The following is a 26,189-nucleotide window of genomic DNA, read 5'->3' as shown; positions in this document are numbered from 1 at the left end:
TCAACCCCGAGAAAACCTCTCCTCGTGTCGCCTATTTCACAGCCCGAACCCGCAGTTTCTCGATTCGGAGGGCGTGTTCGCTCTGGCATTCCCGAGACGAGTCCGCGGCACGGACAAATGCCGAGCCAGGGAAGACGAAGTTAACGAAAGTAAACACTTCATTAACCATAATGATGCTCTAATGCATTCGCGTCGGACAAAGGCCTGAAATGGTGCCGACAGCTTCGCGCAAGCCTCGATTTCGAGAGTGGAAGTTATTTTTGGGGGTGTTGATGAGTCGCAAGCATGTCGCTGTCCTGATGGGCGGATTTTCCTCGGAAAGGCCCGTCAGCCTTTCCTCGGGAAAGGCTTGCGCAGAGGCCCTCGAAGCCGAAGGCTTCAAGGTGACGTGCATCGACGTGGCGCGCGACGTCTCCGAGAAGCTTGCGGCGCTGAAGCCCGACGTGGTCTTCAATGCGCTGCATGGGCCCTTCGGTGAGGACGGCACCATCCAGGGTATCCTCGAATATCTCCAGATCCCCTATACGCATTCGGGCGTGCTTGCCTCGGCTCTGGCGATGGACAAGGACAAGGCGAAGCTTGTCGCCGCTGCCGCCGGCATTCCGGTCGCCGAATCGCAAGTCATCAATCGTTTCGCTTTTCCTTCGGTGCATCCGATGAGGCCGCCCTATGTGGTGAAGCCGGTGCGTGAAGGGTCAAGCTTCGGCGTCGTCATCGTCACGGAGGATCAGGCGCATCCGCCACAGGTCGTCAGTTCGCCCGAGTGGCATTACGGCGAGGATGTGCTCGTCGAGCGCTACGTCTACGGCCGTGAGCTCACCTGCGGCGTTATGGGCGAGACTGCGCTCGGCGTCACGGAGGTGGTGCCGCAGGGACACAATTTCTATGATTACGATTCCAAGTACGCGGCAGGCGGTTCAAAACACGTCATCCCAGCGAAAATTTCACCGAATATTTACCAAAAAATACAAACATTGGCCCTAAGGGCGCATCAGGCAATCGGTTGTCGCGGCGTCAGTCGGTCGGACTTTCGTTACGACGATCGTTTCTCCGAAGACGGCGAAATCATTTGGCTGGAGGTCAATACCCAGCCAGGCATGACTCCAACTTCGCTCGTGCCCGAAATGGCCGGTCATGCCGGCTATTCCTTTGGTGAGTTTCTCCGGTGGATGGTGGAGGACGCGTCTTGTTTGCGTTGACGGTCAAGAAGATAGGGCGCCCCAGCCATCATGCCGCGCTTCCGATGATGGAAGCCGAAGAGCGATTCGTGCTGCCGCGTCCCCTGCGCCGCGTCACCCGCTTCCTGATCAGCCTCGGCAGCGGCCGTATCTACATTCCCGCCCATACGGGCACGGTTTCGGCGCTGGTTTTTCTGGCTGCGACGGGGCTTTACGGCATGTCGCTTGGCGGTCACACGGAAGCTGTCGCCCAGGCAACGACGACGGCGGCTGGTTTTGCCATCGAGGACGTGAAGGTTTCCGGCAATTCGGAGACTTCCGAAATCGAAATCCTGCAACTGATCGGCCTCGACGGCACGACTTCGCTGGTCGCCCTCGACGTCGATGCTGCCCGCCGGAAGATCGCGCATCTTCCCTGGGTTGAAAGTGTCGAGGTCCGCAAGGTCTATCCGAAGACGATCGAGGTGAAGCTCAAGGAGCGCCAGGCCTACGCGATCTGGCAGCACGGGCAGGAGCTTTCGCTGATCGAAAAGAACGGCAGCGTCATTGCGCCGCTGCGCGACAACAAGTTTTCGGCGCTGCCGCTCGTTGTCGGCCGCGATGCGGAAACGGCAGCAGCCTCGCTCGACGATGCCTTCTCGAAGTGGCCTGATGTGAAGGCCCGCGTGAAGGCTTATGTCTGGATATCGGGCCGTCGCTGGGACCTGCACATGGATAACGGCGTCGTCGTCAAGCTGCCGGAAGACGGTATCGACCAGGCGCTGGCGACGCTGTCGAAGTTCGACAAGGAGCACCAACTCCTGGAGCGGGACATTGCTGCGGTCGATCTCAGGCTGTCGGACAGAACCGCGATCCAGCTGACGCCGGAGGCGGCGGTCCGCAGGCAGGCGGCGGTGACGGAGCGTACCAAGGAATTGAAGAAGGCGGGGCAGAATATATGAGCTTGTTCGGTTCATCCCATTTCGGATTGCCGCGCCTGAAGCCGCTTTCGTCGAAGCGGTCGCATGTCGTTTCGGTGCTCGACATCGGCTCGACCAAGGTCGTCTGCATGATCGGCCGGCTGACGCCGCGCGAGGAAAGCCAGATCCTGCCGGGCCGCACGCACAATATCGAGATCATCGGCATCGGCCATCAGCGCTCCCGCGGCATCAAGACCGGCGTGATTGCCGATCTCGATGCGCTGGAAGGCGTCATTCGGCTGGCCGTCGACGCCGCTGAACGCATGGCCGGGCTGACCGTCGAGAGCCTGATCGTCAATTTGACGGCTGGCCGTCTCGGCAGCGACATCTACACCGCGACGATAGATCTCGGTGGCCAGGAAGTCGAACTCAACGATCTGAAGAAAGTGCTGTCGGCGGCCTGCCAGCAGTCTCTGCGCCAGGACCGTTCGGTGCTGCACTCGCTTGCGACCGGCTTTTCTCTTGACGGTGAGCGCGGCATCCGCGATCCGCTGGCGATGTACGGCGATGCGCTCGGCGTCGACATGCATGTCGTCACCGCAGAGCGCTCGGCGCTGAAGAATCTCGAACTCAGCGTCAACCGCGCGCATCTGTCGGTCGAGGGCATTGTTGCGACGCCCTATGCATCCGGCCTTGCGGCTCTCGTCGACGATGAGGTCGAACTCGGCTGCGCGGCGATCGACATGGGTGGCGGCACGACGACGATCTCGGTCTTTGCCGAAGGCAAGCTCGTTCATACCGATGCCGTCGGCCTCGGCGGCCATCACGTCACCACCGATCTGGCGCGCGGCCTTTCGACCCGCATCGAGGATGCGGAGCGGCTGAAGGTCGTGCACGCCACGGCGCTTTCGAACTCCTCCGACGAGCGCGAACTGATCTCGATCCCGCCGATCGGCGAGGATGATCGCGACCAGCCGTCGCAGGTGCCGCGAGCGCTGGTTTCGCGCATCGTTTCGGCCAGAATCGAAGAGACGATGGAACTGATCCGTGACCGCATCCAGCGCTCCGGCTTCAGCCCGATCGTCGGCAAGCGCGTCGTCCTGACCGGCGGCGCGAGCCAATTGACCGGCCTTGCCGATGTGGCGCGGCGCATCCTTGCCCGCAACGTCCGCATCGGCCGTCCGATGGGCGTCTCGGGACTGCCGACGGCGGCCAAGGGCCCGGCCTTTTCGACGGCGGTCGGCCTGATGATCTATCCGCAGGTCGCGGACATGGAAACACATGCGTCACAGAGCGGTCTGCTCATGTCGCTTGGGGGAAATAACAGCCGCATAGCCCGGATGGGCCAGTGGCTGAAGGAAAGCTTCTGAAATTTGCGTAATTGGCCGGCGTGGCGATGCGGCCAGAGAGAGAAGGAACAGGTACCATGACCATCAAGCTGCAAAAGCCTGACATCACAGAGCTGAAGCCGCGCATCACCGTATTCGGCGTCGGCGGCGGCGGCGGCAACGCCGTCAACAACATGATCACCGCCGGCCTCCAGGGCGTCGACTTCGTCGTCGCCAACACGGACGCCCAGGCACTGACGATGACGAAGGCCGAACGGGTCATCCAGCTCGGCGCCAACGTCACCGAAGGCCTCGGCGCCGGTTCGCAGCCGGAAGTCGGCCGTGCAGCCGCCGAAGAGTGCATCGACGAGATCATCGATCACCTGAACGGCACGCATATGTGCTTCGTCACCGCCGGCATGGGCGGCGGCACCGGAACGGGCGCAGCGCCCGTTGTCGCACAGGCCGCCCGCAACAAGGGCATCCTGACGGTCGGCGTCGTCACCAAGCCGTTCCATTTCGAAGGCGGCCGCCGCATGCGTCTGGCCGAGATGGGCATCCAGGAACTGCAGAAGTCTGTCGATACGCTGATCGTCATTCCGAACCAGAACCTCTTCCGCATTGCCAACGACAAGACGACCTTCGCCGACGCCTTCGCGATGGCCGACCAGGTTCTCTACTCGGGCGTTGCCTGCATCACCGACCTGATGGTGAAGGAAGGTCTCATCAACCTCGACTTCGCCGACGTCCGCTCGGTCATGCGCGAAATGGGCCGTGCGATGATGGGCACCGGCGAAGCCTCCGGCTCCGGCCGCGCGCTGCAGGCCGCCGAGGCGGCAATCGCCAACCCGCTGCTCGACGAGACCTCAATGAAGGGTGCCCAGGGCCTGCTGATCTCCATCACCGGCGGTCGCGACCTCACCCTCTTCGAAGTCGACGAAGCCGCGACCCGCATCCGCGAGGAAGTCGATCCCGATGCCAACATCATTCTCGGCGCCACCTTCGACGAATCGCTTGAAGGCATCATCCGCGTCTCGGTCGTCGCGACCGGCATCGACCGGGCGGTGAACGAAGCCGTCGAGCGCAATTTCCAGCCGGCCGCAAAGCCTGCTATCCGTCCTTCCGCGGCTGTTGCTCCGGCAGCGGCCGCAGTCCAGCCTGCCCCCGTGATGCAGGCGCCGAAGGCCGTGGATCCGATCGCGCAGACCATCCGCGCAGCCGAGATGGAACGCGAGCTCGAAATCCCGGCCCCGCGTGCCGCCGCACCGCTCCAGCAGCCGGTGGTACAGCAGGAAACCTTCCGTCCGCAGAGCAAGATCTTCGCGCCTGCACCGGAAGCTCCGATCATGCGTCCCCAGGTGCAGCAGCAAGCTCCGGCACCCGTGATGAGCCAGCCGGTCGTGAGCCAGCCCATCCAGCAGCAGCCGGTTCGGCAGGAGCCGATCATCCGCCAGGCGCCTGAGCCGATGCGCATGCCGAAGGTTGAGGATTTCCCGCCTGTCGTTCAGGCGGAACTCGACCACCGCACGCAGCCGGCCTCCGCTCATGCGGCGGAAGAGCGCGGTCCGATGGGCCTGCTGAAGCGAATCACCAATTCGCTCGGCCGCCGCGAAGACGACGCCGTTGCCGCCGACATGACGGCAGCACCGCCGGCCGCTTCGCAGCAGCGCCGTCCGCTGTCGCCGGAGGCAAGCCTTTACGCACCGCGTCGCGGCAACCTCGACGACCAGGGCCGCGCGGTTCCGCAGGCCCGGATGATGCAGGAAGACGACCAGCTGGAAATCCCGGCATTCCTGCGTCGCCAGTCGAACTGAGGGGCTTCTTCAGCACCATTCATGCCCGGGATCGAGGTCCCGGGCATTGCTGTTTTTCAGCCTGTGATTCGCGAGCGATTTCAATCGCCTGACTTCGTAACAAAGCGAAAGAAACAGTGATTTGGATTGGAGCGCCGGCGCACGTAAGTATGGTGCGAGAAAACTGCCGTCGGAGTCCTCTGGATAAAGCTCCTTCTGCAGAATGAATGATAACCGCGCCGTGGCACCAACCGCTGGAGCGGAAAAATAAAGGCAGATTTTATGGCTATTGGCTTGCTGGGTTTTCAAACGACGGTATCGCGTCCCGTGACGCTTTCGGGCATCGGAGTGCATTCCGGCGCTGAAGTCTCGATCACCCTGAACCCGGCCGAATCGGGCACCGGCGTCGTTTTCCAGCGCCTGCATGACAATGGCGACATCACCGAACTTAAGGCCGTCTCATCGCAGGTCGGCAATACCGACCTCTGCACCGTGCTCGGCTTCTCGCCGGCTCATTCGATCGCGACGATCGAGCATGTCATGGCCGCCATCTATGCGCTCGGCCTCGACAATGTGGTGATCGAAGTGCAGGGCTCGGAAATGCCGATCATGGACGGCAGTTCGCTGCCCTTCGTCGAGGCGATCGAGCAGGTTGGCCTCGTCTCGCTCGGCGTCAAGCGCCGTTATATCCGTATCACCAAGCCTGTGCGCATCGAACACGGCGGCTCCTGGAGCGAGTTCCGTCCTTATGACGGTACGCGCTTCGAAGTCGAGATCGATTTCGATTGCCCGCTGATCGGTCGGCAGAAGTGGGCCGGCGACATGACCGCCGCCGTCTTCAAGGCCGAGCTTTCCCGCGCCCGCACCTTCGGCTTCATGCGCGATGTCGAGCGGCTCTGGGCTTCGGGCCACGCGCTCGGCTCCTCGCTCGAAAATTCCGTCGTCATTTCGGACGACAATACCGTCATCAACGTCGAAGGGCTACGTTACGCCAAGGACGAATTCGTCCGCCACAAGACGCTCGATGCCGTCGGCGATCTGTCGCTTGCCGGCGCCCAGTTCATCGGCTGCTACCGTTCCTATCGCGGCGGTCACAAGATGAATGCCAATGCACTGAAGGCGCTGCTCGCCGATCCTTCCGCCTACGAGGTGGTGGAGACGTCGACTCGGCGCCAGCGTGTCGCTGCCCGCGAACTGATTGCGGTCAGCGCTTCCGAATTCGCTCCCTGGTCGGCATGACCTCCAGCATATTCTCAAGACCAGGCCGCCTCTTTCCCGGAGGCGGTTTTTTTATGTGGACCTTAATCTGCGGCGGTAGGTGTTTTATCGCAGTTGCTTAGCTGCCACAGCTTGGAGAGAAGAGGAAAAGCCGGTCATTCTGGCGGCTGCTGCCACAAAAATGCGTTAATGCCTTATCATTGCGTTGCTCTCGATGCACATTTGTGGCTAGAAACGCCAGCGAGGCGTGGCTGCCGTGGAGCGAGCGGCGGCAGTGGGGTTCTTTCGAATGGGTTATGCAGGATCTGAAGGTATGATGAAGACAGCGCGCGCTTTGTTCGCATCGCTTCTGGTGCTCAGCGCAGGCGCCGCGATCTCGGGTTGCCAGTCGGATCCCGATATCGACATCACCAAACTCGGCCTCGAAACCGATCCGCCGGATGTGCTCTATACCCAGGGCCTTGCCAACATGAAGGCCGGCAACATGGCGGAAGCGGCGCGCAAGTTCGACGCGATCGACCGCGAGAATCCGTTCTCCGAATGGGCGCGCAAGGCACTCGTGATGAGCACCTTCGTCAAATACCGCCAGGGCCGCCTGGACGATGCGCTTGCTTCCGGCAACCGCTACATGTCGCAATATCCGAAATCCCAGGATGCCGCCTATGTGCAGTATCTCATCGGTCTCACTTATTCCAAGCAGATCGTCGACGTGACGCAGGACCAGCGCGCCTCGGCAAAGACGATCGAGGCGATGCAGGCCGTCATCGACAATTATCCGAACTCCGAATATGTCGACGACGCGCAGGCTAAGATCCGCTTTGCGCGCGACCAGCTCGCCGGCAAGGAAATGCAGATCGGCCGCTACTACATGGAGCGGAAGGAATATCTCGCTGCGATCTCGCGCTTCCGCATCGTCGTCGAGAAATATCCGAACACGAACCAGATCGAAGAGGCCTTGGCGCGTCTCGTCGAAGCTTATTACGCGATGGGTATCGTCGACGAGGCGCAGACGGCGGCCGCCGTTCTCGGCCACAATTATCCCGACAGCCAGTGGTACGCCGATTCCTACAAGCTGCTACAGACCGGTGGCGCCGAGCCACGGGAAAACAAGGGCTCTTGGATCGCTGCGGCAGGCAAGAAACTCCTGCTCGGTTCATAAGTCCAATGCTGATCCAGCTTTCGATCCGCGATATCGTCCTGATCGAGCGGCTGGATCTTGCCTTCGAGACCGGTCTTTCCGTGCTGACGGGCGAGACCGGGGCAGGCAAATCCATCCTGCTCGACAGTCTTTCGCTGGCGCTCGGTGGGCGCGGCGATGGTGGCCTCGTGCGCCATGGCGAGGACAAGGGGCAGGTAACGGCGGTGTTCGACGTCGGCATGGATCACAGCGCCCGCGCGTTGCTGCGTGAAAACGGCATCGACGATGAAGGCGACCTGATCTTCCGCCGCCAGCAATCGGCGGATGGGCGCACCAAGGCCTATGTCAACGACCAGCCGGTCAGCGTGCAGCTAATGCGCCAGGCCGGTCAGTTGCTGGTCGAAATCCACGGTCAGCACGACGATCGCGCCCTGGTCGACACCAATGCCCACCGCACTCTACTCGATGCTTTCGCCGGCCTTGCCGATGAGGTTTCGGAGGTTTCCCGGCTGTATCGCCTGTGGCGCGACAGCGAGCGGACGCTGAAGAAGCATCGCGAGAAGGTGGAGGGTGCAGCGCGCGAAGCCGACTATCTGCGCTCTTCGGTCGAGGAACTCGAGAAGCTCTCGCCGCAGGATGGCGAGGAGGACGAACTCGCCGATACCAGGCAGAAAATGATGAAGGCCGAGCGAATCGCCGGCGATATTGCCGAGGCGTCCGAATTCCTGAACGGCAATGCCTCGCCCGTGCCTCATATCGCTTCGCTGGTGCGCCGGCTGGAGCGCAAGAGCCACGAGGCGCCGGGCCTGCTCGAAGACACTGTGACGCTGCTTGATGCTGCGCTCGACCAGCTCTCCAACGCGCAGATGGAAGTAGAGGCGGCGCTGCGCAAGACCGAATATGATCCCAGGGAGCTGGAGCGGGTGGAGGAGCGGCTTTTCGCGCTCCGGGCCGCCTCGCGCAAATATTCCGTGCCGGTCACCGAACTGCCAGCGCTCGCCGCCCGGATGTTTGCCGATCTTGCCGATCTCGATGCGGGCGAGGAGAAGCTCGCGCGCCTCGAAGCCGAACTCGGCCTGGCGCGGGAAAATTACGATGCGGCGGCGCGTTCGCTCTCCGACAAGCGCCATCACGCCGGCACCGCATTGGCCGCCGCTGTCATGACCGAGCTGCCGGCGCTGAAGCTCGAACGCGCCCGTTTCATGGTCGAGATCACCACGGATGCGCAGGAGGCGCTCGCCGAAGGCATCGACGTCGTCGAGTTCCATGTCCAGACCAATCCGGGCACGCGGCCGGGCTCGATCATGAAGGTCGCCTCGGGCGGCGAACTGTCGCGTTTCCTGCTGGCGCTGAAAGTGGCGCTCGCTGACCGCGGCTCGGCCCCGACGCTCGTCTTCGACGAAATCGACACCGGCGTCGGCGGCGCCGTGGCCGATGCGATCGGCCAGCGGCTGAAGCGGCTGTCCGAGCGGGTGCAGGTGCTCTCGGTCACGCACGCGCCGCAGGTGGCGGCACGGGCGGCGACACATCTGTTGATTTCCAAGGGACCAGCGGCCGAGGGATCGGAAAAGATCGCCACGCGCGTGGCGGCGATGGCGCACAAGGATCGCACCGAGGAGATCGCCCGCATGCTGGCCGGCGCTTCGGTGACCGAAGAGGCGAGGGCGGCAGCGAAGCGGCTGCTGGCGGGCAACGGCTGATCGCCAAAACCGTCTGTAAGGCTGGCGGCGATAACATGCGTTTCGTTTCGCGTTCCAAGGACCAAAATTGAGCGCGAACGCCTTCCTCAATCTCCCTCATCCCTGTGCTCGTCACAGGGATCCAGCGCGCCTAAGTCCTTGGGCGCAGGAGATATCTCTTCGGAGTCACGTAGACTCATTCACCGCGCGGACGCGCGGGTGGCTGGATTCCTGTGACGGGCACAGGAATGAGGGAGGAGAGGTGGGTGCGCCGCTCGATCATGAATCATCCGGCATGCTGTCTGCTCCTTTGAGTGAAGTTTGGCGAGGCCGCCGTCTCCAAACTCCCTCATTGCCTGGGCAGGCAATCTTCCCAATGCAGCATATCCACCCTCTCTTTTCATCCGGCAATTTTGCTCTAAAAACAATCCAGATTTCTTGGGCCAGATTCTCTGGAGTGATGTTCCATGTCCACCGAAGGTTCCGCCGTCGACACGTTGACGATCGAAGAGGCCGCCGCCGAGCTTGAGCGGCTGGCAAAGGAGATCGCGCATCACGATGCGCTCTATCACGGCAAGGACCAGCCGGAGATTTCGGATGCCGATTACGATGCGCTGAAGCGCCGCAACGACGCGCTGGAAGTGCGGTTTCCGGAACTGATCCGTGAGGACAGCCCGTCGCGGCGTGTGGGGGCTGCGCCCTCCGTGACCTTCTCGCCTGTCGTCCATGCGCGGCCGATGCTGTCGCTCGACAACACTTTTTCGCAGGAAGACGTGCAGGATTTTGTCGCCAGCATCTATCGCTTCCTCGGCCGCCTGCCGGACCAGTCGATCGCCTTTACCGCCGAGCCGAAGATCGACGGTCTGTCGATGTCGATCCGCTACGAGAATGGCAGGCTTGTGACGGCCGCGACGCGCGGCGACGGCACGACGGGGGAGAATGTCACCGCCAATATCCGCACCATTGCGGAAATTCCGAATGAGCTGCCGAAGGGTGTTCCGGCGGTGGTGGAGATCCGCGGCGAGGTCTATATGGCCAAGAGCGACTTCCTGGCGCTGAACCGGCAGATGGAGGCGGAGGGCAAGCAGACCTATGTCAACCCGCGCAATACGGCCGCCGGATCGCTGCGCCAGCTCGATGCCAAGGTCACGGCGAGCCGCAAGCTGAAGTTTTTCGCCTATGCCTGGGGCGAGATGTCTGACATGCCCGCCGATACGCAGTTCGGCATGGTGCAGACCTTCAAGGATTGGGGTTTTCCGGTGAACCCGCTGATGAAGCGGCTGAATTCGGTCGCCGACGTCCTGGCGCATTATGACGAGATCGGTCTGAAACGCCCGGATCTCGATTACGATATCGATGGCGTCGTCTACAAGGTCGACAGTCTGGAACTGCAGCAGCGCCTTGGCTTCCGCTCGCGTTCGCCGCGCTGGGCGACGGCGCACAAATTTCCGGCCGAACAGGCCTTTACCGAGGTCGAGAAGATCGAGATCCAGGTCGGCCGTACCGGCGCCCTGACGCCGGTCGCGCGGCTGAAGCCGATCACCGTCGGCGGCGTCGTCGTCACCAATGCGACGCTGCACAATGAGGATTACATCAAGGGTATCGGCAATAACGGCGAGCGCATTCGGCCTGAAGACCACGATATCCGCGAGGGTGATACCGTTATCGTCCAGCGCGCCGGCGACGTCATTCCGCAGATCCTTGACGTGGTGATGGAAAAACGCACCGCCGAGGCCGGCTCCTACGAGTTTCCGAGGACCTGCCCGGTCTGCGGCTCGCATGCCGTGCGCGAGGTCAACGAGAAGACCGGCAAGATGGATTCGGTGCGCCGCTGCACCGGCGGCTTCATCTGCCGGGCGCAGGCGACCGAGCATCTGAAGCACTTCGTCTCGCGCAACGCTTTTGATATCGAGGGGCTGGGCTCGAAGCAGATCGACTTCTTCTTCGAAAACGAGGATCCGTCGCTGCAAATCCGTACGGCGCCCGATATCTTCACGCTGGAAAAGCGGCAGCAGCAATCGCTGACCAAACTCGAGAATATCGACGGCTTCGGCAAGGTCAGCGTCGGCAAGCTCTATGCGGCGATCAACGAACGGCGCAGCATTGCGCTCCACCGCTTCATCTACGCGCTCGGCATCCGCCACGTCGGCGAAACCACGGCGAAGCTCTTGGCGCGCTCCTATAACACCTACGAGGCCTTTGCGACTGCGATGAAGGAGGCGGCACCGCTTTCCGGCGAGGCCTGGAACGATCTCAACGCCATCGAGGGCATCGGCGAGGTCGTGGCGCGCGCCATGGTCGAGTTTTACAAGGAGCCGCGCAACATCGAGGTGATCAATCGCCTGATCGGCGAGGTGACGCCGGCGGAGGCCGAACAGCCGGTGACGACAGGCAGCCCGGTCGCCGGCAAGACCGTGGTCTTTACCGGCTCGCTGGAAAAATTCACCCGCGACGAGGCAAAGGCGAGGGCCGAGAGCCTCGGCGCCAAGGTGGCGGGATCGGTCTCCAAGAAGACTGATATTGTCGTCGCCGGCCCCGGCGCCGGCTCCAAGCTCGATAAGGCACGCGAACTCGGCGTGCAGACCATGGACGAGGACGAGTGGCTGGCGCTGATCAGCGGGTGAGGGGCTGACGGCGGGCCGTCAGCCTGGTTCGTTCAAGGTCTCAGCCGTGCCATCGTATAGGCGTCGACATACTCTCCCGATCGAAAACCGAAGGCCTTCAGAAGGCCTTCCCGCTCAAAGCCGAACTTCTCATAGAGGCCGATGGCGGCGTCATTGTCGGTGTAGACGGTCAGTTCCAGCCGTTTGACGTCAAGCCAGTCGTCGGCGGCGTCGACCATGGCGCCGAGCAGGATCCGGCCGAAACCGCGACCGGTGAAATCGTCATGCACGCCCATGCCGATGCTGGCAACGTGCTGCCGGCGGCCGGAGAAGCGGTTGAGGCCGCAATTGCCGACGATCTTGCCATTGAGGGTGACGACGAGGTTGAGCGCGCCTGGCGACGGATTCTCCATGCTCTTGCGAACCTCTTCGACCCTCTGGTACGGCGGCCGCAGGGTGCCCGCCCGATAGCCCGGCAAATTTATGAGATCGGTGATCTCCTCGGCATCGGAAAGGCGTACAGCGCGCACGACGACGTCGGCCGGCAGGCCCGCTCGGCTGCGGGGGGCATTCTGTTCGTTTTCAGACATGGGATGCTCTCCTTGGGTTTTCAGGGGGAGAGCCGGATTTTTCGAAAACCCTGCTCGCCTCGGCAGGGTTTTCGGGATGATCGGACGGCTAGTGACGCACCATCGCTCCCGCGTACCCCGGAAGGGTCGTGGCGATATGATGCATGGTAAGGGTCACCGAGTTGATCATGCGCGGAAGTTTCCCCATTCGCGTGCAGATGTCAACAGGCCGCAATTTGCCTTCGCCTGCGGCTATGATTATTCCGGTAGGGCAGACGATTCGGATTTTGCCCTTGAAGACCATCGCCATCGATTTCGAGACAGCCAATGAACAGCGCGGCAGCGCCTGTTCCGTCGGGCTTGCCTGGATCGAGGAGGGCAGGGTCACGCGGGTCGAGGAACGGCTGATCCGGCCGCGGGAGATGCGCTTTTCCGGAATGAACATTGCGATCCATGGCATCCGGCCGGAGCATGTCGAGGATGCGCCGGAATTTCCCGAGGTGATGGACGAGTTCCACGAGGATATCAGCGGCGCGACGATGATCGCGCATAATGCCGCCTTCGATTTCAGCGTCTGGCGGGCGAGCCTCGATCACTATCGGCAATCCTATCCGGAGTTGACCTATCTCTGCAGTCTGAAGATGGCGCAGCGGATCTGGCCGCATTTCCTCTCGCACCGGCTGAACCTGATTGCCGAGCACCTCGGCCTGCGCTTCGTGCACCATAACGCCGCCGAAGATGCCGCTGTCTGCGCGGCCGCAGCGATCGAGATGGCCAAGGCGGTCAAGGCCAACGCCGTTCACGCCATACCGGCGCTGATCGGCATGAAGCCCGGACGGTTGACGGCGAGGGCCTACGAGCCCTGCACCTGCCGGAAAGGCTGATCGCTTCCGCCGGGGCGCCATTTCTTGCAAAGCATGGGTGCATGCTTATCTAGAAGGCGGATCATCCAGGGAGCCGCCATGTCCAAGCTGCGCAATCTTTTCCTCGCTGCCTTTTCTTTCGCCGCCCTTTCCGCAGGCACCGCCTCGGCCGAAGTCGTCGGCAAGGTCGGGGTCGACTGGATCGGCAATGACATCATTGTTGAGGCGCTCTCCGATCCCGAGGTCAAGGGCGTCACCTGCCACGTCACCTATTTCGACCGCAGCCTGATCGATCGGTTCAAGAACGGCAATTGGTTCGAAGATCCCTCCAACAATTCCATCGCCTGCCGGCAGACGGGGCCGATCGAGATCGGCAATATCGACCTGTCCAAGGATGGCAGCGAAGTGTTCCGCCAGGGCATGTCGCTGATCTGGAAGACGCTGGTCGTCAACCGCATCTACGACAAGACCAACGACACGCTGATATACCTCGCCCATTCCAGGGAACTGACGGACGGCTCGGCGAAGATGTCGATCTCGACGATACCGCTCTATGGGCAGAGTGTGACGTGGAAAAATGGGAAGCCGCAATAAGGCTGCAGGTTGGTGCGCAACGCGAGTTTCATCTTGAGTAGTGCATCTCTCCGAGTTCCCTCATGCCTGTGCTTGTCACAGGCATCCAGCGTGCCCAAGTCCTTGGGCGCGGGAGACTCTTTTTGACAAGCGAGCCATTCACCGCGCAGACGCGCGGTGGCTGGATCTATGTGACGAGCACAGAGATGAGGGAGGAGAGGGTGTGCCATGCGACTCGGAGAGATTGGAGATGTCTTCTTCAAACGAAAAGGCCCGGACAAACCGGGCCTTCCAACGCCAGAATGGAAAAATATCAAGCCGCCTGATTCAGTTCGTCGGCGATGACGGTGTCGAGGTTCAGGAAGCAGACCATGGTCTTTTCCAGCGCGACGATGCCGCGGCAGAAGGCGCGCTGGGCTTCCGGGATGATTTCCGGCGGCGGCTGCAGGTCTTCGCTCTTGATGGTCATCATGTCGGAAACCTGTTCGACCAGCAGGCCGACCAGTTTGCCGGCGATGTCGGTGACGATGATCGCCGAGCGCTCGGAGGGCTCGGTCATTTTCATGCCGAGGCGGCAGGCCATGTCGATGACCGGGATGACTGCGCCGCGCAGGTTGATCAGGCCCAGCACATAGGGCGGGGTGTGCGGCATCGGCGTCACGGGCGCCCAGCCGCGGATTTCGCGGATGGCCATGATGTCGATGCAGAATTCCTGATCGCCCAGATGGAACGAAACGATTTCGAGATAAGCACCCGACTGCTTGATGGCATTGTTGTTGTTCATGATCAGAATTCTTCCCAGTTGTCCCCGGCGGCAGAAGTGATGGCTTTTAAATATAGATGTGACGGCTTAAGTCTTTCCTAACGATATGTATTTTGGGATTGCCCTTCTTTCGTGCGTCCGTCGCCCGGACGTGGGCCGCTGGGGGATAACGACAGGCAGGAAAACAAAACGCCAAAACCGTCGTACGAGGCAAGTTCGATACGACGCGCTTTGAAGGCAAGCCGTTGAAGGGCATGGCACTTTTGGTCCATGCCGATTCCTTTGACGATTTCGTCGCCGTGGCAATTTCCAGCGGCGAGATAATTCATCACAGCTTGGGAAACATATTCTTGAATTGCGCGCCTGCGATCGGAACTATAATCACGCGAGCCAAGGGGCGGACGGCAGATAGCCGCCTGGATCGAGGATCATGCCAATGAAGACATTCCGCATCGCCGTCTGGGTCGGTGTCCTGATACTTGCCGGCATTCTCGGCGCGATTGAGTTCTTCCCCACGAAGTCCGGGGATGTCGTGGCGGAACCGCCCTTCGGCGTACCCTTTACCCTGGTTTCCCAGAGCGGACAGCCGATCACCGAAGAGGCGCTGCGCGGCAAGCCGACGGCTCTGTTTTTCGGCTTCACCCATTGCCCGGAAGTCTGCCCGACGACGCTTTTCGAGTTGAACGGCTGGATGGAGAAGGTCGATCCCAAGGGTGACAAGCTGCAGGCCTATTTCGTGACCGTCGATCCGGAGCGTGACACGCCCGAGATCATGAACGAATATGTTTCCAATGTTTCCAAGCGCATCATCGGCATTTCGGGTCCGCCTGATAAAATCGCCGAGGTGATCAAGGGGTTCCGCGTCTACGCCAAGAAAGTGCCGGTCGACGAGAAGGATCCGAACGGCGACTATACGATGGATCACACCGCCTCGGTGTTTCTGCTCGATTCGGCCGGCCGGTTTTCCGGAACGATCGCCTATGGCGAAAACCCGGACACGGCGGTAAAGAAGCTGGAGAATCTCGTCAACAAGGGATGACGGCTTGCGCATGACAGGGCGTTGGCTCGATCGGTGGCGGGCAACGGCAACGGGAAAGACCGCCTATCGTGAGTGAAATCCGCCTTTACGTGACGACGACCGAAAGCAAGGCCGAAGAGATTCTCGACCTTCTGAGCGAAGTCTTCGGCGAAGAAGACTTTGCCATCGGCACCACCGAAATTGATGAGAAGAAAGATATTTGGGAAGCCTCGATCTATATGATGACCGAGGACGAGGCCGATGTGCGCTCCCGCGTCGAGGCAGCTCTCAAGAGCGCCTTTCCTGATGCCCAGTTGCAGCGGGAAGTCATTCCCGATGTCGACTGGGTGGTGAAATCGCTGGAGGGGCTGAAGCCCGTCAGGGCAGGGCGCTTTCTGGTGCACGGCTCGCATGACCGCGACAAGGTCCGCCCCGGCGATATCGCCATCGAGATCGATGCCGGCCAGGCCTTCGGCACCGGCCATCACGGAACGACGGCAGGCTGCCTCGAGGTGATCGACGCCGTCGTGCGTTCACGCCCGGTCCGCAATGCGCTCGATCTCGGCACCGGCAGCGGTGTGCTGGCGATTGCGGTGCGTAAGCTTAAGAACATTCCGGTGCTTGCCACCGACATCGATCCGATCGCAACCAAGGTCGCCGCTGAAAACGTGCGCCGCAATGGCATCGCCTCGGGTATCGTCACCCGGACCGCGCCGGGTTTCCATTCGACGGCCTTTTCCGAACACGGTCCTTTCGATCTCATCATCGCCAATATTCTGGCCCGGCCGCTGATTAAGATGGCGCCGAAGCTTGCGATGCATCTGGCACCCGGCGGATCGGTGATCCTTTCGGGCATTCTCGCCGCGCAGCGCTGGAAGGTGATTGCCGCCTATAGCGGCGCGCGGCTTCGGCATGTCAGGACGATTTGGCGCAACGGCTGGGTGACGATCCATTTCGATCGGCCGTGAGTTTTTTTGAGGCTGGGTCTGCAGCACGCCTGCTGTAGGCGCTCCGCGTCCTCCCACCCTCATTCCTGTCCTCGGGCTTCGACCCGAGGGATGTCACAGGAATCCAGCCACGGCGCGTCCGCGCCGTGAATGACTCCAGCAGACTTTGAAGAGTTTCCCACGCCCAAGGACTTGGGCGCGCTGGATCCCTGTGACGAGCACAGGGATGAGGGAGGAGAGGTTGTGCATTTCACCGAGGCGAAACCATTCTTTGCACCGCCCCGAAAATAATCAAACTCGCCTCAACACAACAAAAAAGGCGGCGCCGATGGCACCGCCTTGGACCGGTCTATCCGGTCAATGCCCGCGAACTCAAGGGGAGGAGGCTCGAGCGGGCTCTACTGCATTCCAATAGGCCGGTCCGGGAGGGAGGAGACGGACAGGCTTTCTGACTTAGAACGCGTAGCTGGGGGCGCCCTTGTGGCGCGCGGCGCGCTGGCCGGCGCCGAGCAGCTTGAGGCTGTCCTCATTCTGCGGGCGGCGGGCGCCGATCACGTGACGTACGGTCTGGCGTTCGCCAGCCTGAACCGGGCTGCCATATGCGAAGCGCGAGAGAGAGGCGGTCATTTCAATAATTCCTTTGTTGCCGGTTCATCGCAAACCGTTCGATGGCGCCTATATAGCTATTCTGAAATGCGGAGGCAGAGGGTTTCGCTCATGGGAGCCATGCGGCCAATGCATAAAGCGTGCCAAATTAACTTTTGGCGTCACAGTTCTGTCAAAATGTTGAGAGGCCCCAGGGGTTTCGACTCGTTTCGTCGCTTTTTCTCCCCATCGGTTGAAATTTCGATAACATGGCCGGCATCCCATTAACCGGATTCGTCTCAACCATTCGGGTTTTCCAGCATGTTCCAGTCTTTCGAGGTCACTTCCACGCCGCATTTCGGCAGGGATCGGGTATCGGCGCTGCGCGCTGCTTTCGATTCGCTCGGCATCGACGCCTTCCTCGTGCCGCGCGCCGACGAGTTCAATGGCGAATATGTTCCGGCATGTTCGGAACGCCTGGCATGGCTGACGGGCTTCACCGGTTCGGCCGGGATTGCGCTGATCCTGCGCACGCAGGCAATCGTCTTCGTCGACGGGCGCTATGTGACGCAGCTTGCCGAACAGGTCGACGGTTCGGTGTTTACGGGCGGCGATCTCGTCAATGAGCCGCCGCATCTCTGGCTAGGCGCCAACGGAGCCAAGGGCCTGCGGCTCGGCATCGATCCCTGGCTGCATGCCGGTGCCGAGGTGCGCCGTCTGGATAGGGCGCTTTCGCAGATCGGCGGGACGCTGGTCTTCCTGCCGCACAACCCGCTCGACAGGCTTTGGAGCGACCGGCCAGCCGAGCCGCTCGGCGCCGTCGGCATCCAGAACGTCGCCCAGGCAGGCGTGCTGGCGAGCGACAAGATCGCGACGATCGCAGCCGATCTTTCGAAGAAGAACCTTTCTGCAGTGCTGATCGCCGATCCCTCCTCGGTCGCCTGGACCTTCAATATCCGTGGCGCCGATGTGCCGCACACGCCGCATCCGTTGGCGCGCGCCATCATCCATGCCGAGGGGCGAGCCGAGCTTTTCCTCGACAAGCGCAAGACCGGCATCGAGCCCGAAGCCTATCTCGGGCAAATCTCTACGCAGTTGCCGCCCTCGGCGCTGGAGGAGAGGCTTTCTGCCGTTTCCAGGGACGGCGGCCGGATATTGATCGATCCCGATATCGCCTCCTATGCGCTGGCTGAGATCATCCGCAAGGCCGGCGGCGAGGTGGTGGAAGGCGCCGACCCCGCCAAGCTGCCGCGCGCGGTGAAAAACGACGTCGAGATCAACGGCTCGGCGGCCGCGCACCTGCAGGACGGGGCGGCGATGGTGGAATTCCTCTATTGGCTGTCACAGACGAAGCCCGGCACGGTGAGCGAAATCGCCGCCGCCGAACATCTCGAAGCGACGCGGGCCCGCGTCGGCGAGAGCATGCAGAACCCGCTGAAGGATATTTCCTTCGACACGATTTCGGGCGCCGGCGAACATGCGGCGATCATGCATTACCGGGTGACGACCGAGACCAACCGGATGATCGAGGCCGGCGAACTCTTCCTGATCGATTCCGGCGCGCAATATATCAACGGCACTACCGATATCACCCGCACCGTCGGCATCGGCACGGTCTCGGAAGAGCATCGGCGCTTCTTCACGCTGGTGCTGAAGGGGATGATCCAGATCAGCACGGCGCGTTTCCCGAAGGGCACGCGCGGCTGCGACCTCGATCCGCTGGCGCGCATCGCTCTGTGGCGGGCCGGCGCCGATTTCGCTCACGGCACGGGCCATGGCGTCGGTTCCTATCTCTCGGTGCATGAGGGGCCACAGCGCATTTCCAGGCTTTCGACGCAGGAACTGCTGCCCGGCATGATCCTTTCTAACGAGCCGGGTTATTATCGGCCCGGCAGCTTCGGCATCCGCATCGAGAACCTCGTCTATGTGCGCGGCGCCGAGGAGATCGATGGCGGCGATGCGCCGATGCTCGGCTTCGAGACGCTGACCTTCTGCCCGATCGACCGCAGCCTCGTCATTCCGGAGCTTCTGACCCATGACGAGCTGCACTGGTTCAACGACTATCACCGCCGCACATGCGAGGCGCTGATGCCGCTGATCCACGATCGCGATGCCAGGGCATGGCTCGAAAACGCCACGCTGCCGCTGGAGTATTAGGAGAATACTGGCTCAGAAGCCGCCGGCATGGCGCCAGATCATCACGACGATCCAGGCGGCAACCAGCATCCATGTATGGCTGAAGCGCAGGCCGACGAAGAGAGCGACGATCAGCGCCAGCTTCGATTCCCATCCACCGATGAAGAAGGCAGGTGCGACCAGCGTCGTCAGCACGGCGGCCGGCACGGCGTTCAGCGCCGCTTCCATGCGCGGCGGAATGCTTTTCATCCGGGTGATGAGGATATAGCCGCCGATGCGGGTGGCGAAGGTGGCGACTGCGGCGGCGAGGATGACGAGCGCCATGTGAAGATCGAATTCCATGGCTCAGACCTCGTGCACTTCGGATTGCAGAGCGTCGGCTTCGAGATCAGGCTCCGGCGACGGCAATGGCAGCAGCGCGGCGAGCACGATGCCGGCGGCCGCACCGAGGCTCACATGCCAGGGCGAACCGACATAGCGATAGGCGAGCACGGAAGCCACGGCGCTGACGAGGGCCACGGGCAGGAAATTGTCACGCTTGCGGAAGCCGAGGACGATGCCGAGGAAATAGGCCGGCAGCAGGATATCGAGACCAATCGCCTTGGGGTCGCCGATGAATTTGCCGAGCAGGCCGCCGGCGACGCTGATCAGCACCCAGGGAATGTAGATGATGATGCCGAAACCGAAATACCAGGCGAAGGTGAGTGGCCGGCCGGACTCGCTGCGTTTCACCGCTTCGGCAAATTGCGGATCGACGAGCAGGAAGAAAGTGAGGAATTTCTGCAGCGGCGTGAAATGGCCGATATAGCGCGCGAGGGCCGCCGAATAGAGCACGTGGCGGAAATTGACGGCGAGGATCGACAGCACGATCAGCCAGGCATGGACATTGTGGCCGAAGAGCTCGATGCCGACCATCTGGCTGGCGCCGGCATAGACGGTGGCGCTCATAAACGCGATCTCGGAAAGCGACAGGCCGTTTTCGACCGCGAGCGCCCCGAACAGCGCGCCAAACGGCGCCGACGCCAGCGCAACGGCGGAGCCGCCCCGCAAACCTTCAACAAAGTCGGCGCGATTCATGTGGGTGATCCTGTTGGAAATTCAGGTTTTCCTTATGATCTAAGGCCTGCGGCGGCAATTGAATTTCGTTGATTGACCAATCGATTTCGCTGAACCATCAAAGTGCTAATCGCATTCGTCGGAGAGGCACGTATGAAGAAGATCGAATTTTCCAAGGAAGAAAAGGCTGGGCTCGTTTCGCGCATCCGCGCTTATTTCGACCGGGAACTCGATCCCATCGGCGCATTGCCGGCCGAATTCCTGCTCGATTTCTTCGCCGAGGAGATTGGGCCGCACTTCTACAATCAGGGCTTAAGAGACGCTCAAGCCGCCTTGTTGGCAAGGATGGAAGACGTCGCCGAGGATATTCATCTTCTTGAGAGGGAGAGAAAATTCTAGCGCCCTAAAATCAGCTCAGGCCTACACTTAACGCCAAATTATTTCCGCGCCGATACGGTCGTCATGCTTTCGTCACTGGGGTGCGTGCTGCTTGGCCTTGATTGTGTCTATTATCGGTGAATCTCGATCCGCCAAGCTCGGCAAGGTGCTGATCTTTATGGTCTGGCTTGCGGTGGCGTCCGCGCTTTGCTGGTCCGAAACGGTCTGGCGTGACGAGGTTCGCGCATTGTCACTCGCCCTTCAGGGGAACAATTTCATCGACATGCTTCGCCAGATGCATGGCGAGGGTCATCCTGCTCTCTGGTATATTCTGCTGCGCGCCGGCTATATCGTGGTCGGCTCACCTGTCGTCCTGAAGATCCTCGCGCTGATGATTGCGGCGGCGGCGACTTATCTCCTTGTTTTCAGGCTGAAACTGCCGCCTTCCATCATGCTGCTGTCGCTGTGCAGTAGTTTTTCGATTTTCGACTATGCCGCGATGTCGCGAAATTATGGCATCAGCATGCTTGTCGTTTTCCTCATCGTGCTGAGTTGGGAGAAACGGACACGCAACGGGATATTGCTCGGTCTGCTGTTTGCACTGCTGGCAAACACCAACGTCCATTCGGTGGTCCTCGTCGGTGGTTTCCTTGCCTATTGGTTTTTCGATCTGATTCTGGTGCGACCAAAGCCTTCCGTGACGGAATATCGGGCCTTGGCAACGGCCGCTGCCATCGCCGCGGTTGGAATTGTTCTATGTTTCGTGACAGTCTATCCGACCTTCAACGATACGGGGCAGAACGATCTCGCCGGCAAGAGTTTCGTTTTGCTTGCCCTTGGTGCTCTTGCCGCGCCCAGCTCGCATTTTATGGGGTTCTATCCCGACAGGATCCTTGAACTGATCGTGGCGTATCCGTTGGCTTCCGGAATTTTCGCGACGTTGATGTCCGTGCTTGTCTACGGCAGTCTGTTGGCGCTGGCGAACCGGCCGCCGGCAATGATCGCAGTGGCACTCGTTCTTTTAGGGCTTTCGCTGCTTTTTACGCTTGTCTATCCCGGCGGATACAGACATCAGGCGCTCTGGCTGGTTTTCATGATCGCGATCTCAGCCGCTGCACACGTCCGGCGCGAAAAGGCGGGCGTTACCGGCGTGACGAATGCTGGCGGCATCGTAAAGTTCGGGCGTCTATGCTTCCTGATATTGTTGGCGCTACAGGCTGTGTCCGGTCTCGAGAAATTCAATCGGGCCTTCGTCGCCGAAATCCCCTTGAGCCGAAGCAAGGATTTCGGTGCGTTCATTCAATCGCGCCCTGATCTCAAGGATGCGATCATCATGGCAGATCCCGACTATCTCGTGGAAGCCTTGCCTTATTATATTTCCAATCGCACTTATCTGATGCGGGAGGAGCGGTTCGGCGCCATCGTGCGATATACCCGCAATGCGCGGCTTTCGCTCAGCCTTGCCGATATTCTCCAAACGGCACGCCGGCTGCAACAGAGCGAGCATGTACCTGTTATCGTTCTTCTTTCGCAGCGGCTTGATCAGATTAACGCGCCTGTCTCCTTGCATGAGAGCTACGCGTGGCGGTTGTCGCTGACGCCGGATGAGATTGCAGCTTTCCTGAGCGCAACCGACCTCGTCAAACGTTTCGGACCGGTCGTCGGCAGCGATGAGACGTACGACGCCTATCTATTGAAATAAGGTGCTACCTTCTCACCCCCAGCTTTTCGCTCGTCGGCGCCTATCGGCCTCAATGATTCTGGTATTTGAATGCCAAACATGCATTCTTACGTTTAGGCGCCAAGCGACGGCATTGTGATCGCGAGAAGTCAACGGCGAGATTTTCTCTCAGACCGCCGTCTTCACCGCTTCAAACCCGTACCCCCGCCGCCCCTTAGCCTTGACCGCATACATGGCGGCATCGGCAATTTCGTAGATCTGCGTCACAGTTCCGTCATGGGTCGGGCGGATCGACACCCCGATGCTGGCTGAAATCGTTAAGTTCTGGCCGCTGATCGAGAACGGCCGCTCGAGTGCCTCCAGCATCCTCTCGGCGACGAGACGCGCTTCGCGCTCATTTATTTCACCGCCGAGGATGACAGCGAACTCGTCGCCACCCAGGCGGGCGACTTCGTCTTCGGCGCGGACGCAGGCCTGCAGGCGGCGAGCGACCTGAATGAGCAATTCGTCACCGCCGAAGTGACCAATCGTGTCGTTGACCTGTTTGAAATGATCGAGATCGAGCGTCAAAAGGCCGACCACGCCCTGCCGCCGAGCGACTTCTTCAAGCTTCTGGCGGAACCGCCGCCGGTTGGAAAGTCCCGTCAGCGCGTCGGTCGCAGCCTCAAGCTCGAGCTTTTGCCGGAAAGCATCATTGGCGCCATAAAGCCATGCCATGATAAAGGCAGCGATGATGCTCATGTTTCCCGCCGGCACCAGCAAAGCTGCGTATTTGTCCGCAGCAAACAGCGGGACGGCGCCCGTCATGGCAACCACTTCCGGAAAGGCGACAATGGCAACGACCAGTGCTGCATTGCCGGCGAATGTGAAGCATCGGGTTGCCAAAAGCGGCATGAAGACGAAATACATGAAGCCGGCAAGGCCATAGACAAAACCGCCTTCGATGCGTCCCATGATGACGAAAAAACATGCCTCCCAGCCGAGGAACATGAACAATGCGGCGACAAGGGCAAGACGCCGATCAAGCCGCAACCAAAGCGCCGCCATGTAGGGCAATGCGACAGGCAGCGTGGCGAGGCGTAACCAAACCGTATGGGCCGCGCCGGCGGGATCGTGGGTAAAGTCCCACGTCCAGAGCGAAGTGCCGGCCAAGGCTGTCACCAGCGTCATGACGAGGCAATTGAACCTGTGCTCATCATAATGCCGGGCGGCGAAATCGGGCGAAGGCCGGAGCACGGAGATCAGCAGGCCGTGCCAATGAGATTTAACGTTTGATATCTCCGACAAGCGTCTGCGCGTCCCGTCCATTGCCCCGCACCCTTGCACCCATGTGTTCATATTTATAGGCGATGCGGATGAATAAATTCCTGCTTGATGGGCGCGGCGCTGGCCCTGGCCTTTCGCCGCAATACGGAGACCTTCAGGCCGATCTCGGCGACCGCGACATCCCGTCAGCGATCACCGGCCGGCGGATTTCGTGATTGTGATGCCGACGGCGATCGACGCGGCGGTTTGAGGCTTAAACCGTATGTTCGTGGGGAGAAAGTATTGGAGTCAGCCGGTCAAAACCTTGGCGCTGTCGATAATGGTGACGCCATGGGCGCGCATCTCCTCGATCGCAGCGGCCACACCTTCGGGCGAGATGCCGCGGCTGGCATCCTCGATGAAGCGGACGCGCACATGGGGCATCATTTCCAGCGCGTCGAGCGCGGAGAACTTAACGCAGTAATCGGTCGCGAGACCGCAGACATCGAGGTCGGTGATGCCCTGATCCTCGAGGAAGTCGGAAAGGCCGGTGGAGGCATCCCGGTCATTATCGCGGAAGGCCGAATAGCTGTCGATCCGGGGATTCTCGCCCTTCTGCTGGATCAGGTCGATCTCAGCCGATTTGAGCGCGGGATGCAGTTCTGCATCGAGCGTGCCCTGGATACAGTGGTCCGGCCACATCATTTGCGGTTTGCCGGCGAGTTCGCCCATCTCGAAGGGAGCAGCGCCCGGATGGGCGGAAGCGAAGCTGCCATGGCCCGGCGGATGCCAGTCCTGCGAGGCGACGATCAGGTCGTATTTGCCGCTATCGATCAGGCTGTTTGCGATGGGAACCACTTTGTCGCCATCCGGCACCGGCAGATTGCCGCCCGGGCAGAAGCCGTTCTGAATGTCGACGAGCAGCAGCGCTTTCATCAAGGCCAATCCCTTCGCTTATGTCAGTGTAAGACGCCAAGCACATTGAACGCATCAACTAGTGAATTTCCGAGCGCGCACATGCAAGTGCTAATTCTGGTACTAGCGGTAGCAAACGACTGAAAAAGAATATCCTAATACAACCAATGAGTTGCTTCTGGGCGGGCTCTCGTGTTGAAATGGAGGGCGATGTTCCTTTGATGATGCGGGATCGCAGGCAGCGGCAAGCCGGCGACTGCCGCCAAACTCGGCTGCCTGGCAAGACGCTTTTCGCGGTATCGATGGATCGAGGCTCCCCCGGCGGAGCCCCATCTCGGCCGGTTAGGCCGCGCTCACGTCGTCGGTTGCCGTATCGGTCGCCGCGGCTGATGAGCCGTAGGTATTGTTGTAGGCCTGAAGGGCTGTCTGCATGTCGCTCAACACCTTGGTGAGGAGCGGATCGCTGTCGCTTGACGTTTTGATGCTGCTCGGATCGGCGGCGAGGAATTCGGACTCGGTCAATTTGCCGTCGCCATTCGTATCCATCGAGGCGAAGACGCCCTTGGAAGAGTCGTCGCTCTGATCGCTGCTGTCGCTTTGATCGTCGCTGCCGTCGGTCTTCTGCATGGACAACATCAGCGACAGGATGTCGGCGGTGATCTTCTTGACGATATCGCTGCTCTTGTCGTCGCTGTCGCCGGCCGAGGTCGAGGTCTTGCTCGTTGTCGAGGATTGGGAAGCGGCGGCAAGTTCGTCGGGCGAAATCACGCCGTCGCCATTTTTGTCGAGACTTGAAAGCGGAGACTGGTATTGGGTTAATGTGCTGCCGAGAGATGAAACACTGGTCACTTGAACCTCCTTCAAAAAGTTCGTCGTGAAGCCCGCCTTTCATGGACGGACAGCCTTCGGGCTAAGCTGATTTGCGGAAAGCGTCAAAGCGACGTTTTGACAGGGGAGAAGTGCGATTGACGAGGCCGGGCGACGCACGTTAATCTTTCGGTTACCAAAATTTTTTCATTGAAAATATTGGATTTTTTGGCCGCATTCGTGTTCGCAGCCGTGCAAATCCATGCCTTTTCTCGGCTGAGATCGTGCCGGCGCGGCGGGTGGAACGAGCGATGGAGGATGCGGCCTGCCTTGTGCGGCTGCGGCATTTCGTCCGCCTTCTCAGCGGGCAATGCCGGATCGATCTTGCTCGTCGCCGTGATTTCTGCCTTTCTTGCGCAAAAGCGAGCCGGAACCGAAGCCATGTCCGAGCCTGGGCCAGACGAAAAGATTGATGCGACGTTCCGCAACGGATCGCTGACGGCGACCGGGATCATCCTCGGTTTCTCCCTCAACTTCATCAGTCTGTGGGTGTCCAATCCCAATGACTGGAGCCGTGTCGATCTGCTGCCGATGGTGTTCCTGACCGTCGGCATCGCCATTCAGGTAAAGGTTTTTGCCGACCTCTTGGCGCGCGACTCGCTGCTTGCGCTCAAATACGACAAGGCTCGGCGGCTCTTCCTGATCGGATTGTCGATCGTTGCCGTTGGGATGGGGATTGCCCTGATCAACGATATTCTCGGGCTCGGAAGCATGCGGATGCTCGGCTGAAGAGGCCGGCGCCGCGCCGACCTTGATA

At 60.8% G+C, this 26,189-nt stretch carries 27 protein-coding genes; 17 read left to right on the top strand and 10 right to left on the bottom strand.

The annotated features are described in order from the left end of the window. The first annotated feature begins 272 nt into the window (after positions 1–272). The 8 genes from RHEC894_RS14510 to ligA all read left to right on the top strand — a co-directional run bounded on the left by RHEC894_RS14510 (position 273) and on the right by ligA (position 11,857). Positions 273–1,199 (top strand): D-alanine--D-alanine ligase, encoded by a 927-nt coding sequence (locus tag RHEC894_RS14510; protein ID WP_085737787.1) that lies wholly within the window; start codon positions 273–275, stop codon positions 1,197–1,199. Beyond that, positions 1,187–2,119 carry a cell division protein FtsQ/DivIB gene (locus RHEC894_RS14505; protein ID WP_085737786.1) on the top strand — a complete coding sequence of 311 codons (933 nt, stop codon included), beginning with the start codon at positions 1,187–1,189 and terminating at the stop codon, positions 2,117–2,119. Before RHEC894_RS14510 ends, RHEC894_RS14505 begins: the two co-directional genes overlap by 13 nt. Then, positions 2,116–3,447: a cell division protein FtsA gene (ftsA, locus tag RHEC894_RS14500; RefSeq protein ID WP_003565034.1), complete on the top strand. Its 1,332-nt coding sequence runs from the start codon at positions 2,116–2,118 to the stop codon at positions 3,445–3,447. The genes RHEC894_RS14505 and ftsA overlap by 4 nt, the downstream gene beginning before the upstream one ends. 56 nt (positions 3,448–3,503) lie before the next feature. Beyond that, positions 3,504–5,219, top strand: coding sequence for a cell division protein FtsZ (gene ftsZ, locus RHEC894_RS14495; protein ID WP_085737785.1), 1,716 nt, complete (start codon positions 3,504–3,506; stop codon positions 5,217–5,219). Positions 5,220–5,480: 261 nt separating this feature from the next. Next, the gene (gene lpxC, locus RHEC894_RS14490; protein WP_010066960.1) at positions 5,481–6,437 is read left to right on the top strand and encodes a UDP-3-O-acyl-N-acetylglucosamine deacetylase; all 957 of its coding nucleotides are present in this window, start codon (positions 5,481–5,483) and stop codon (positions 6,435–6,437) included. Positions 6,438–6,705: 268 nt separating this feature from the next. Further along, entirely contained in the window at positions 6,706–7,575 is an 870-nt protein-coding gene (locus RHEC894_RS14485; protein ID WP_174824440.1) for an outer membrane protein assembly factor BamD, read from the top strand. Positions 7,576–7,580: 5 nt separating this feature from the next. Next, a complete protein-coding gene (gene recN / locus RHEC894_RS14480) occupies positions 7,581–9,254 on the top strand; it encodes a DNA repair protein RecN (RefSeq protein ID WP_085737784.1) in 1,674 nt (557 codons plus the stop codon). A gap of 446 nt (positions 9,255–9,700) precedes the next feature. Next, positions 9,701–11,857 (top strand): NAD-dependent DNA ligase LigA, encoded by a 2,157-nt coding sequence (gene ligA / locus RHEC894_RS14475; protein ID WP_085737783.1) that lies wholly within the window; start codon positions 9,701–9,703, stop codon positions 11,855–11,857. 32 nt (positions 11,858–11,889) lie between these two features. Here ligA and RHEC894_RS14470 read toward each other — a convergent pair whose 3' ends face one another. Beyond that, complete coding sequence (locus tag RHEC894_RS14470; RefSeq protein WP_085737782.1) at positions 11,890–12,426, bottom strand: GNAT family N-acetyltransferase; 537 nt, start codon at positions 12,424–12,426, stop codon at positions 11,890–11,892. Between the two features lie 272 nt (positions 12,427–12,698). On the opposite strand from RHEC894_RS14470, the gene RHEC894_RS14465 reads away from it, so the two are divergent. Both RHEC894_RS14465 and RHEC894_RS14460 read left to right on the top strand, forming a co-directional pair. Beyond that, the gene (locus tag RHEC894_RS14465; protein WP_085737781.1) at positions 12,699–13,289 is read left to right on the top strand and encodes a 3'-5' exonuclease; all 591 of its coding nucleotides are present in this window, start codon (positions 12,699–12,701) and stop codon (positions 13,287–13,289) included. A 78-nt stretch (positions 13,290–13,367) separates the two neighbouring features. After that, positions 13,368–13,862, top strand: a complete 495-nt coding sequence (locus RHEC894_RS14460; protein WP_085737780.1) for a CreA family protein — start codon at positions 13,368–13,370, stop codon at positions 13,860–13,862. A gap of 292 nt (positions 13,863–14,154) precedes the next feature. On the opposite strand, the gene RHEC894_RS14455 is transcribed toward RHEC894_RS14460, so the two are convergent. Further along, entirely contained in the window at positions 14,155–14,625 is a 471-nt protein-coding gene (locus tag RHEC894_RS14455; protein ID WP_085737779.1) for a chemotaxis protein CheW, read from the bottom strand. Between the two features lie 77 nt (positions 14,626–14,702). Then, entirely contained in the window at positions 14,703–14,933 is a 231-nt protein-coding gene (locus tag RHEC894_RS32460) for a hypothetical protein (protein WP_125460969.1), read from the bottom strand. A gap of 107 nt (positions 14,934–15,040) precedes the next feature. Between RHEC894_RS32460 and RHEC894_RS14450 the strand changes: the two genes are divergently transcribed. Together RHEC894_RS14450 and RHEC894_RS14445 are read left to right on the top strand one after the other, a co-directional pair. After that, complete coding sequence (locus RHEC894_RS14450) at positions 15,041–15,643, top strand: SCO family protein (protein WP_010069060.1); 603 nt, start codon at positions 15,041–15,043, stop codon at positions 15,641–15,643. 68 nt (positions 15,644–15,711) lie between these two features. Next, complete coding sequence (locus RHEC894_RS14445; protein ID WP_085737778.1) at positions 15,712–16,590, top strand: 50S ribosomal protein L11 methyltransferase; 879 nt, start codon at positions 15,712–15,714, stop codon at positions 16,588–16,590. A gap of 432 nt (positions 16,591–17,022) precedes the next feature. Here the strand turns inward: RHEC894_RS14445 and RHEC894_RS33030 are convergent, their stop codons facing one another. Next, positions 17,023–17,196: a hypothetical protein gene (locus tag RHEC894_RS33030; protein ID WP_010068771.1), complete on the bottom strand. Its 174-nt coding sequence runs from the start codon at positions 17,194–17,196 to the stop codon at positions 17,023–17,025. 279 nt (positions 17,197–17,475) lie between these two features. On the opposite strand from RHEC894_RS33030, the gene RHEC894_RS14440 reads away from it, so the two are divergent. Continuing rightward, a complete protein-coding gene (locus RHEC894_RS14440) occupies positions 17,476–19,311 on the top strand; it encodes an aminopeptidase P family protein (RefSeq protein WP_085737777.1) in 1,836 nt (611 codons plus the stop codon). Between the two features lie 12 nt (positions 19,312–19,323). Here the strand turns inward: RHEC894_RS14440 and RHEC894_RS14435 are convergent, their stop codons facing one another. Next, on the bottom strand, positions 19,324–19,632 hold the full coding sequence (locus RHEC894_RS14435; protein ID WP_085737776.1) for an AzlD family protein: 309 nt from the start codon (positions 19,630–19,632) through the stop codon (positions 19,324–19,326). Positions 19,633–19,635: 3 nt separating this feature from the next. Then, entirely contained in the window at positions 19,636–20,367 is a 732-nt protein-coding gene (locus RHEC894_RS14430; protein ID WP_085737775.1) for an AzlC family ABC transporter permease, read from the bottom strand. A 132-nt stretch (positions 20,368–20,499) separates the two neighbouring features. Between RHEC894_RS14430 and RHEC894_RS14425 the strand changes: the two genes are divergently transcribed. After that, entirely contained in the window at positions 20,500–20,745 is a 246-nt protein-coding gene (locus RHEC894_RS14425; protein ID WP_010066796.1) for a DUF2164 domain-containing protein, read from the top strand. Between the two features lie 91 nt (positions 20,746–20,836). Further along, positions 20,837–22,426, top strand: coding sequence for a hypothetical protein (locus tag RHEC894_RS14420; protein ID WP_085737774.1), 1,590 nt, complete (start codon positions 20,837–20,839; stop codon positions 22,424–22,426). 147 nt (positions 22,427–22,573) lie between these two features. Here RHEC894_RS14420 and RHEC894_RS14415 read toward each other — a convergent pair whose 3' ends face one another. Next, positions 22,574–23,692 (bottom strand): GGDEF domain-containing protein, encoded by a 1,119-nt coding sequence (locus tag RHEC894_RS14415; RefSeq protein ID WP_164517692.1) that lies wholly within the window; start codon positions 23,690–23,692, stop codon positions 22,574–22,576. Positions 23,693–23,760: 68 nt separating this feature from the next. Here RHEC894_RS14415 and RHEC894_RS33785 point away from each other — a divergent pair, with 68 nt between their 5' ends. Next, positions 23,761–23,886, top strand: coding sequence for a hypothetical protein (locus tag RHEC894_RS33785; RefSeq protein WP_010068606.1), 126 nt, complete (start codon positions 23,761–23,763; stop codon positions 23,884–23,886). A 73-nt stretch (positions 23,887–23,959) separates the two neighbouring features. Here RHEC894_RS33785 and pncA read toward each other — a convergent pair whose 3' ends face one another. The 3 genes from pncA to RHEC894_RS32455 form a co-directional block, all read right to left on the bottom strand. Beyond that, the gene (gene pncA / locus RHEC894_RS14410; RefSeq protein ID WP_085737772.1) at positions 23,960–24,586 is read right to left on the bottom strand and encodes a bifunctional nicotinamidase/pyrazinamidase; all 627 of its coding nucleotides are present in this window, start codon (positions 24,584–24,586) and stop codon (positions 23,960–23,962) included. A gap of 321 nt (positions 24,587–24,907) precedes the next feature. Next, on the bottom strand, positions 24,908–25,414 hold the full coding sequence (locus tag RHEC894_RS14405) for an EF-hand domain-containing protein (RefSeq protein WP_085737771.1): 507 nt from the start codon (positions 25,412–25,414) through the stop codon (positions 24,908–24,910). Positions 25,415–25,497: 83 nt separating this feature from the next. After that, on the bottom strand, positions 25,498–25,815 hold the full coding sequence (locus RHEC894_RS32455) for a hypothetical protein (protein WP_125460968.1): 318 nt from the start codon (positions 25,813–25,815) through the stop codon (positions 25,498–25,500). Here RHEC894_RS32455 and RHEC894_RS14400 point away from each other — a divergent pair. Continuing rightward, on the top strand, positions 25,814–26,161 hold the full coding sequence (locus RHEC894_RS14400) for a hypothetical protein (protein WP_085738990.1): 348 nt from the start codon (positions 25,814–25,816) through the stop codon (positions 26,159–26,161). The genes RHEC894_RS32455 and RHEC894_RS14400 overlap by 2 nt on opposite strands. Positions 26,162–26,189 lie beyond the last annotated feature (28 nt).

This window comes from Rhizobium sp. CIAT894 (assembly GCF_000172795.2).
In the GTDB taxonomy this organism is placed as follows: Bacteria; Pseudomonadota; Alphaproteobacteria; order Rhizobiales; family Rhizobiaceae; genus Rhizobium.
Note: the sequence above shows the minus strand (reverse complement) of the source record. Positions and strands in the feature narration are given on the sequence as shown.

Bases quoted from the DNA above. Each gene is read 5' to 3' on its own strand.
- lpxC (WP_010066960.1), top strand. From the start codon at position 5,481: ATGGCTATTGGCTTGCTGGGTTTTCAAACGACGGTATCGCGTCCCGTG.
- RHEC894_RS14485 (WP_174824440.1), top strand. From the start codon at position 6,706: ATGGGTTATGCAGGATCTGAAGGTATGATGAAGACAGCGCGCGCTTTG.
- ftsZ (WP_085737785.1), top strand. From the start codon at position 3,504: ATGACCATCAAGCTGCAAAAGCCTGACATCACAGAGCTGAAGCCGCGC.
- RHEC894_RS14450 (WP_010069060.1), top strand. From the start codon at position 15,041: ATGAAGACATTCCGCATCGCCGTCTGGGTCGGTGTCCTGATACTTGCC.
- RHEC894_RS14460 (WP_085737780.1), top strand. From the start codon at position 13,368: ATGTCCAAGCTGCGCAATCTTTTCCTCGCTGCCTTTTCTTTCGCCGCC.
- RHEC894_RS14400 (WP_085738990.1), top strand. From the start codon at position 25,814: ATGTCCGAGCCTGGGCCAGACGAAAAGATTGATGCGACGTTCCGCAAC.
- pncA (WP_085737772.1), bottom strand. From the start codon at position 24,586: ATGAAAGCGCTGCTGCTCGTCGACATTCAGAACGGCTTCTGCCCGGGC.
- RHEC894_RS14455 (WP_085737779.1), bottom strand. From the start codon at position 14,625: ATGAACAACAACAATGCCATCAAGCAGTCGGGTGCTTATCTCGAAATC.
- ligA (WP_085737783.1), top strand. From the start codon at position 9,701: ATGTCCACCGAAGGTTCCGCCGTCGACACGTTGACGATCGAAGAGGCC.
- ftsA (WP_003565034.1), top strand. From the start codon at position 2,116: ATGAGCTTGTTCGGTTCATCCCATTTCGGATTGCCGCGCCTGAAGCCG.
- RHEC894_RS32460 (WP_125460969.1), bottom strand. From the start codon at position 14,933: ATGAATTATCTCGCCGCTGGAAATTGCCACGGCGACGAAATCGTCAAA.
- RHEC894_RS14470 (WP_085737782.1), bottom strand. From the start codon at position 12,426: ATGTCTGAAAACGAACAGAATGCCCCCCGCAGCCGAGCGGGCCTGCCG.
- RHEC894_RS14425 (WP_010066796.1), top strand. From the start codon at position 20,500: ATGAAGAAGATCGAATTTTCCAAGGAAGAAAAGGCTGGGCTCGTTTCG.
- RHEC894_RS14435 (WP_085737776.1), bottom strand. From the start codon at position 19,632: ATGGAATTCGATCTTCACATGGCGCTCGTCATCCTCGCCGCCGCAGTC.
- RHEC894_RS14430 (WP_085737775.1), bottom strand. From the start codon at position 20,367: ATGAATCGCGCCGACTTTGTTGAAGGTTTGCGGGGCGGCTCCGCCGTT.
- RHEC894_RS32455 (WP_125460968.1), bottom strand. From the start codon at position 25,815: ATGGCTTCGGTTCCGGCTCGCTTTTGCGCAAGAAAGGCAGAAATCACG.
- RHEC894_RS33785 (WP_010068606.1), top strand. From the start codon at position 23,761: ATGAATAAATTCCTGCTTGATGGGCGCGGCGCTGGCCCTGGCCTTTCG.
- recN (WP_085737784.1), top strand. From the start codon at position 7,581: ATGCTGATCCAGCTTTCGATCCGCGATATCGTCCTGATCGAGCGGCTG.
- RHEC894_RS14510 (WP_085737787.1), top strand. From the start codon at position 273: ATGAGTCGCAAGCATGTCGCTGTCCTGATGGGCGGATTTTCCTCGGAA.
- RHEC894_RS14440 (WP_085737777.1), top strand. From the start codon at position 17,476: ATGTTCCAGTCTTTCGAGGTCACTTCCACGCCGCATTTCGGCAGGGAT.
- RHEC894_RS33030 (WP_010068771.1), bottom strand. From the start codon at position 17,196: ATGACCGCCTCTCTCTCGCGCTTCGCATATGGCAGCCCGGTTCAGGCT.